The organism is Streptomyces sp. NRRL WC-3549 (assembly GCF_000721935.1).
Lineage (GTDB): Bacteria > Actinomycetota > Actinomycetes > Streptomycetales > Streptomycetaceae > Streptomyces.
This window is the reverse complement of sequence record NZ_KL585391.1, coordinates 168,537-174,290: the sequence shown is the minus strand read 5'-3', so window position 1 is coordinate 174,290 and position 5,754 is coordinate 168,537. Positions and strand designations below refer to the sequence as shown.

General features: G+C 70.6%; 7 protein-coding genes and 1 pseudogene. 7 read left to right on the top strand and 1 reads right to left on the bottom strand.

The window, feature by feature from the left end; genetic code table 11:
- From IH13_RS0109390 to IH13_RS0109380, 3 genes are all read left to right on the top strand, one after another.
- The coding region (locus IH13_RS0109390; protein ID WP_051835807.1) for a glutamate-5-semialdehyde dehydrogenase at window positions 1-1,024 on the top strand (1,024 nt) is incomplete at its 5' end.
- 176 nt (window positions 1,025-1,200) lie between these two features.
- The gene (locus IH13_RS0109385) at window positions 1,201-1,806 is read left to right on the top strand and encodes an SCO2584 family spore wall biosynthesis protein (RefSeq protein WP_031082792.1); all 606 of its coding nucleotides are present in this window, start codon (window positions 1,201-1,203) and stop codon (window positions 1,804-1,806) included.
- 294 nt (window positions 1,807-2,100) lie between these two features.
- Window positions 2,101-3,228, top strand: a complete 1,128-nt coding sequence (locus tag IH13_RS0109380; protein ID WP_031082790.1) for an SCO2583 family membrane protein — start codon at window positions 2,101-2,103, stop codon at window positions 3,226-3,228.
- Here IH13_RS0109380 and IH13_RS0109375 read toward each other — a convergent pair.
- Window positions 3,161-4,297 carry a M48 family metallopeptidase gene (locus IH13_RS0109375; RefSeq protein WP_031082789.1) on the bottom strand — a complete coding sequence of 379 codons (1,137 nt, stop codon included), beginning with the start codon at window positions 4,295-4,297 and terminating at the stop codon, window positions 3,161-3,163. The genes IH13_RS0109380 and IH13_RS0109375 overlap by 68 nt on opposite strands.
- Window positions 4,298-4,407: 110 nt before the next feature.
- Here IH13_RS0109375 and IH13_RS43895 point away from each other — a divergent pair, with 110 nt between their 5' ends.
- From IH13_RS43895 to IH13_RS0109355, 4 genes and pseudogenes are all read left to right on the top strand, one after another.
- Window positions 4,408-4,563, top strand: coding sequence for a hypothetical protein (locus tag IH13_RS43895; protein WP_037841022.1), 156 nt, complete (start codon window positions 4,408-4,410; stop codon window positions 4,561-4,563).
- 84 nt (window positions 4,564-4,647) lie between these two features.
- Window positions 4,648-4,806: a hypothetical protein gene (locus IH13_RS43890; RefSeq protein ID WP_037841021.1), complete on the top strand. Its 159-nt coding sequence runs from the start codon at window positions 4,648-4,650 to the stop codon at window positions 4,804-4,806.
- A 38-nt stretch (window positions 4,807-4,844) separates the two neighbouring features.
- Window positions 4,845-5,459 carry a nicotinate-nucleotide adenylyltransferase gene (gene nadD, locus IH13_RS0109360; protein ID WP_031082787.1) on the top strand — a complete coding sequence of 205 codons (615 nt, stop codon included), beginning with the start codon at window positions 4,845-4,847 and terminating at the stop codon, window positions 5,457-5,459.
- A gap of 19 nt (window positions 5,460-5,478) precedes the next feature.
- A pseudogene (locus IH13_RS0109355) lies at window positions 5,479-5,754 on the top strand (LytR family transcriptional regulator); the annotation flags it as partial.

Genomic DNA, 5,754 nt, shown 5'->3' with positions numbered 1-5,754 from the left:
CCCCGCCGATGTGCGCGACGTGGCGGCACTGCCCGACCCGGTCGGCGAGGTGGTCCGCGGCTCGACCCTCCCCAACGGGATCGACCTGCGCCAGGTCAGGGTGCCGCTCGGAGTCGTCGGCATCATCTACGAGGCCCGGCCGAACGTCACGGTCGACGCCGCCGCCCTCTGCCTGAAGTCCGGCAACGCCGTGCTGCTGCGCGGTTCGTCCTCCGCCTACGCCTCCAACACCGCCCTCGTGGGTGTGCTGCGCGACGCGGTGGGCGGATCGGGCCTCCCGGCCGACGCGGTGCAGCTGGTACCCGGCGAGAGCCGTGACTCGGTACGCGAACTGATGCGGGCCCGGGGCCTGGTCGACGTGCTGATCCCCAGGGGCGGCGCCTCGCTGATCCGGACCGTGGTGGAGGAGTCCACCGTGCCCGTGATCGAGACCGGCACGGGCAACTGCCATGTGTACGTGGACGCGCAGACCGATCTGGACATGGCCGTCGAGATCCTGGTCAACTCCAAGGCGCAGCGGCCGAGCGTCTGCAACGCCGCCGAGACCCTCCTGGTCCACCAGGACGTCGCCGCCGACTTCCTGCCCCGGGCGCTGGACGCACTGGCCGAGGCCGGCGTGACCGTGCACGGCGACGAGCGGGTGCGGGAGTACGCCGAGGGCTCCAAGGCCACCGTGGTGGCGGCGGTTCCGGAGGACTGGGAGACCGAGTACCTCTCGTACGACATCGCCGCCGCGGTCGTGGAATCGCTGGACGCCGCCGTGGCCCACATCCGGCTGTGGTCCTCCGGCCACACCGAGGCGATCGTGACGACGTCGCAGGCGGCTGCGCGCAGGTTCACCCAGTTGGTGGATTCCACGACGGTCGCCGTGAACGCCTCCACCCGCTTCACGGACGGCGGTCAGTTCGGGTTCGGCGCGGAGATCGGGATCTCCACACAGAAGCTGCACGCCCGAGGGCCCATGGGACTGCCCGAACTCACGTCGACGAAGTACATCGTCACGGGCGACGGCCACATCCGGTAACCCCGGTCGCGGCACGGGCGCGTCACGGAGGCGGAGCGCCACCCGCAGGCGTGGCCCCCGTGGCCCGTGTGGCTGCCGAGGGCGGTGGTAGGGGCGGTGCGTCGGGTGGCGGCCGCGGGTGGCGCGAGTTTCGCGCTCCCTGCCCGAAGCGCCCCGCCCGGGGCTACGCTGAATCCGTGCCGGACGACGTGGGGGGCAGGCCGTCTCAGGACGGCTGGGAGCCCGACGACGACCGCGGGGGCGCGGACGAGGACTTCGCCTCCGTGGTGTTCGACGAGGACTTCGTCCAGGCCGCCGAGATCCACGAACCCACCGCGGTCGAGCGTCTGCTGGCCGCCGCACAGGCACGCGCCGAGGCCGAGGCGGGCCGGCCACGCTCCGGCGGCGGTGCCGTGGACGACGACCTCCACGCCGACGGCTACGGGCCGGACGGGCTGTACGGGCGCGGGAGGGGGCACGGGGGCGCCCGCGACCCCGACGGCCACGACGACGTGTACGGGGACGAGGACAGCCTTTACAGCCCCTACGGCCGCCACGGCGGCGCTCTGCGCCCGTACCGGAGCACCGCCCGGTGGCACCGGCCGATCGCCTGGCTGCTCGCCCTGCTGATGGGGATCGGGATGGTCGCGCTGGCCTTCAGCGCCGTCTACCGCGGCGCCTCGGGAAATCGCCAGGAGCAGGCGCCGCCGGCGACGAGCGGTGTGGACCAACCCGGTGGGGTCCCTTCCGCCTCGGCCGGCTACTCCCGTCCGGCGGTCTCCGCCGTTCCCCGCACTCCCTGAGCGCCACCGGTCCGGGTGGCCTAACCAGGAGCGTTCCCGACTGCGCTCCCACCTGCGTGGCGTTTACCTTGAGGACGATCGACCCACTCTGAAGGTATGGCCTCCGGGGTTCCGTCCCCTTGCCCGCCTCCGAGCCCCGAGACCGACCGCCCCCGCAAGCGAACGTCCCTGCAATCCAATGTCCCTGTGACGCAACCCGTGACGGACAGGCCCGCCCGACGCCTTTCGGCGTAGGCGGAGGCGGAGGTGGGTCCCGCGCCCGCCCCGCCGGTGGCGCGGAGATCGGGAGAAGCCATGACAGGCCGCGGAGAACCGCCGGAAGGGCCCCCGGAGAACCCCCCGGGCGGCGAGGACGAGTACCGCTCACTCGTCTTCGACGAATCCTTCGTGCGCGCTGCCCGGCTCAAGGAGTTCTCCGCCCAGGAACGGATGGGTGAACCGGCCCGGGCCGTGCGCTCCGTGGGCGCCCTCACCGTCCGCGGCACCCGTCGGCGTTCCAGGGCCGCCGTCCTGCTCGTCCTGCTGATCACCCTGGCCTTCGCCACCGCCGTCTACATCGGCTTCCGCAATCCCTATCCGAAACCCGTCGCCCGGCACGCGGAGCCGCTGAGAACCACCGTGGTGCCCCTCGCCCCCGCGGACGCCGTGCGCGGGGGCAGGCCGGAGGACCTCCTCTCCGACGGTCCGGCCGCGGAATTCGAGACCGGCGCGGCAGGCATCAATCTGCCGCCGGTCCGGCGGACCGAGAACTTCTCGACCAGCCAGGTGACCGCCGCGCTGACCACGGTCAAGGACTACCTGGTGGCGTCCTCGATCGACCCCGACGTGATCACCGGCCGGATGGTCCGGCCGGTGGGCCGGCTGCTCGACCCCGACCAGTCCGCTCAGTTCGAGCGGAGCGTGAGCGCACCGGCCGACGACGGCCGGCACAGTGCGACCGGCTGGCTGGTGCGTTTCGACCCGGCCGACGTGGAACTGGCCGACGGCGACGTCCGGGTCCAGGGCACCCTGTCCTACGCGGAGACGGGGTCGGACACCCTGGAAGTGGTGTCCGACCACACCTTCACCTACGCGCTGCGGCCCGCCGTGGCCGGTCCGCACCGCGCCGACGACGCCTCGCTGTACACCGTGCGGCGCGAACTGCACTTCGTCGTCGACCGGGAGGACCTCAGGCTGCACCGGCTGGAGGTGCGCAGCGCCTACGTCCAGGCCGGACCGCAGTCCTGCTCGGCGGATGCCACGGGTGTCCTGCGCCCGCTGCTCGCCGGGGAGCGAGCGGACGCCGGGGGACCGGACGGGACCGACCCCTACGCCAGGGGGCTGCCCAAGGCGGATCTGTGCGGGACCCTCTCGGTCAGTTCTCCGTCCCGGACTCCTCCTCCGGGCCCGGACGCCGCCACGTCCCCTCCGGGCCGTCCGTAGCGTCCGTGGCCGTCCTGCCCTTGCGCGTGGCGCCGTTGCCGCCGCCGGCCGCCCCGGTGAACTTGTCGCGGAGCTTGCCTCCCAGGTCGCCCGCACCCCCGGCGATGTCGCCGACGAGCTTCATCAGCGGGTCCTTGCTGGTTCGCACCGTGTCGGCGTAATGGGCGGCGGACTCCCGGAAGGAGTCGGTCACCGAGGTGTCCTTGTCCTCGTCGCGCCTCGGGTAGTGGCCGTCCATGACGCGCTGGTAGTCGCGGGTCCCGGACCACTTCTTCAACTCGGCCGCCCGCACCGTGGTGAACGGGTGGGAGCGCGGCAGCACATTGAGGATCTTGAGTACGGAGTCCCGGAGGTCGCCGCCCTTCTCGTACTCCTCGGCCTGGGCGAGGAAGGCGTCCACGTTCATCTCGTGCAGGTGGTTGCCTCCGGCGATCTTCATCAGGCCGCGCATCGAGGCCTTCAGGTCCTGTCCGACCAGCAGCCCCGCCCGGTCGGCGGACAGCTCCGACTTGCGGAACCACTCCCGCAGTGCCGTCACTATCGCCATGACCGCGACGTTCCCCAAGGGGATCCACGCCACCTTCAGGGCGAGGTTGGTGAGGAAGAGCAGTATCGTCCGGTACACCGCGTGCCCGGAGAGCGCGTGGCCCACCTCGTGGCCCACGACCGCCCGCATCTCCTCCTCGTCGAGCAGCTCGACGAGCCCGGTGGTCACCACGATGATCGGCTCGTCGAGGCCGATGCACATCGCGTTGGGCCGCGGGTCCTGGTTGACGTACATCGGCGGGACCTTCTCCAGGTCCAGGATGTAACAGGCATCGCGCAGCATGTCGTTCAGGTGGGCGAACTGGGCGTCGCTCACCCTGACGGAGTCCGACAGGAAGAGCAGTCGGAGGCTGCGCTCGGGCAGCAGCCCGCTGAGCGCCTTGAACACGGTGTCGAAACCGGTCAGCTTGCGCAGGGCCACGAGGGCCGAACGGTCCGCCGGGTGCTCGTAGGCGCGGGAGGAGATTCCCGGGTACCGCCTGCGCTGCCTGCTCGGCACGCTCTCGTGACTGTTGTCGGTCATGGATGCCCCCTGTTCGTACGAGACGTCGCTCGTCCCCCTGACGGATGTCAGCGTAGGCGTTGGCGCTACGGTGTGCGGGGGGCTGTGGATAACTTCGAGGAGCGCCCGGAATGCCGCACACCACCGCCACACTGCTCGCCGCCGTCTCCGACGGCCAGGGGCCGGGCAACACGCTCCGCGTCGTGCTGCTCGTCTCGCTCCTGGGCGGGGTCCTGCTCGCCTGGTTCCTGCTGCGTGGATACCGCAACGACGACGACAACGACTGAGTCGGCGTGAGCGTGCCCGTGACGCCCGCATACGATGTGCGCGACGTCTTCCTTCCGACTCACGATCGATAGGTCCCGTTGAAGATGAGCCTCACGAACACCGCACAGCACCTGGTCAGCCTCGCCGAAGGCGGCGAGGGCGGCAACCACGCAAGCCTCAGCCCCTATGTCACGGGAGGCGGCGCGTTCGTCGTGCTGATCCTCCTGTTGTGGATCACCACGCGCTTCAACCGGGACCGCTGAGACAGAGGCGAACGGCAGTGCCAGTAGGGTCTGCACGCATGGGAGAGCAGGAAGTGCCTACCGGCGGCAAGCGCAGACTCGGCGTGATGGGCGGGACGTTCGACCCGATCCACCATGGACACCTGGTGGCGGCCAGTGAAGTGGCCGCCCAGTTCCACCTCGACGAGGTCGTCTTCGTCCCGACCGGGCAGCCGTGGCAGAAGAGCCACAAGACGGTCTCCCCGGCCGAGGACCGCTATCTCATGACGGTCATCGCCACGGCGTCCAACCCGCAGTTCTCGGTGAGCCGCAGCGACATCGACCGTGCCGGGCCGACGTACACGATCGATACACTGCGGGATCTGCGCGACGTACACGGCGACGCGGACCTCTTCTTCATCACCGGCGCCGACGCGCTCTCCCAGATCCTCACCTGGCGGGACGCCGAGGAGCTGTTCTCGCTCTCCCACTTCATCGGTGTGACCCGGCCGGGTCACCTGCTGACGGACGACGGGCTGCCCAAGGGCGGGGTGTCGCTCGTCGAGGTCCCCGCGCTGGCGATCTCGTCCACGGACTGCCGCGCCAGGGTCGCGCAGGGGGAGCCGGTCTGGTATCTGGTGCCGGACGGTGTGGTCCGCTACATCGACAAGCGCCAGTTGTACCGCGGCGAATGAGCCACGGAGAGGGGCACCGGTGAACGACCGACCAAACCCGTACGACCCGTACTACCAGCAGCAGCCGCAGATCATCGGCTACGACAGGTACGGTCAGCCGGTCTATCAGCAGCAGGCGCAGCAGCAGTACGACCCGTACGCGCAACAGCCCCCGCAGCACCCGCAGTCCGCGCACGAGGGCCAGACCCAGCAGGGCTACGGGACGGCACAGGGCTACGGCTACGACCCGTACGGGGGCACACAGCAGCAGTACGACCCGTACGCCCAGCAGCAGCCCTGTCTCTTATACACATCT